The sequence below is a fragment of the Mesorhizobium sp. M2A.F.Ca.ET.039.01.1.1 genome, from assembly GCF_003998035.1.
In the GTDB taxonomy this organism is placed as follows: Bacteria; Pseudomonadota; Alphaproteobacteria; order Rhizobiales; family Rhizobiaceae; genus Mesorhizobium.
The window spans coordinates 1-1,299 of the sequence record NZ_RZRY01001167.1 but is presented as its reverse complement, the minus strand read 5'-3'; the positions used below and the strand labels follow the sequence as shown (position 1 = coordinate 1,299).

Annotated in this window: 1 protein-coding gene; it reads right to left on the bottom strand. The window is 61.2% G+C overall.

Translation table 11 applies throughout. The features are described from left to right. Nucleotides 1-20: 20 nt before the first annotated feature. Nucleotides 21-1,184 carry an IS4 family transposase gene (locus EOA24_RS38250; protein ID WP_126078352.1) on the bottom strand — a complete coding sequence of 388 codons (1,164 nt, stop codon included), beginning with the start codon at nucleotides 1,182-1,184 and terminating at the stop codon, nucleotides 21-23. Nucleotides 1,185-1,299: the final 115 nt, after the last annotated feature.

Sequence of the window (1,299 nt, the reverse complement as noted above, 5' to 3'; positions counted from 1 at the left end):
GCAGGGCTGTCCGGGGAAAGTTAGACATAGTCGAGGCTCATCTGATCGGGAGAGCAGCGGGGGTACCTTCGACTTGGATTGACGGGCGGCGGTTTGTCGATGGCGGCGATGTGGCGCCGCTCGAACAGGCATCGTGTCACCAGGTCGGTGAAGCGCAGGATCGGCAGTGCAACGCGATATGCGCGCGCTGCAATGCGCAACAGCGCATAGGCGATCATGGCGGCGAAGAGCTGCAGGCGGATGGCGTTGTCATTGTTGCCGAGGAACTTACGGATCTTGAGGTGCTGCTTGATCCAGCGGAACAGGAGCTCAATCTGCCAGCGCCCCTTGTAGAGGGCTGCTATGTCGGCGGCCGAGCGCTCGAGATCGTTGGTCAGCAGCGTGATGGTGTCGCCTTCGTCTCGCTTCACGATGATGCGACGCAAGCGGATCGGCAGTTTGGAATCGCCTTTGCTGGCAAAGCTCACCTCGGCATCCTCAAGCACGGTGAAGCCATCGCCGTGCATGGCTGCGAGGGGACGATCGCACACCAGCTTGAGCCCCATGTTGGTTTTGGGCCGGGTGACGAAGAAGGCTTGCGCCGCCGCGATCGCCGTCCACCAGCCGTAGTGGCAGTAACCCTTGTCGAACACGTAGGTCGCACCGTCTTCGATAGAGATGGTGCGGCCGATCTGGGCGTCGTTGACGTTGGCATCGGTGATGTCGAGGACGCGCGGACAGTCGCTGTCTGGATCATAGACGATATGCAGCTTCATGCCGCGGATGCGGCCGTTCGACTTGGCCCAGTCGCAAAGCTTGCCGAGCGGGATGGGCGTGGAATCGATCAGCCGCAGCATGGCACTGCCTTCGCGACGCATCTGCCGGTCGAGTTGGCCTGCAAGCAGGGCGAACGTCTCGGCGAAGACGGCTACAGGGCGGCGCCGGTTGGCGTCCGACAAGGTCGAGCGCCGCAACAGGTCGCTGCCGAGGTGGTAATGGTGCTGGCAGTTGGCGTTCCAGCCGGCTTGCAGGCTGCGAAGGCTCGTCGCGCCGCTGAGCTGAGCATAGATCAACACCACGAGATGGTCCCAGCTCTTGAACGACTTGTCATAGGCATCCCCATCATGGCTATCCACAATCGTCTGGAAGCGGCGACGATTGATCGGTTCAACCAGCTTGCCAAGAATGCTAGGCGTAAAGCGCATGCCCCGTTCCCTTTCTGAGTCTCGACAACCAGAAGGTAGACGGAAAATCCCCGTCTTACGGGGCATGCACATGCGGCATTTCGATTCACCCGAACCTTTCCCCGGACAGCCCTGC

Coding starts and splice junctions, on each gene's coding strand:
- EOA24_RS38250 (WP_126078352.1), bottom strand. CDS start 1,184: ATGCGCTTTACGCCTAGCATTCTTGGCAAGCTGGTTGAACCGATCAAT.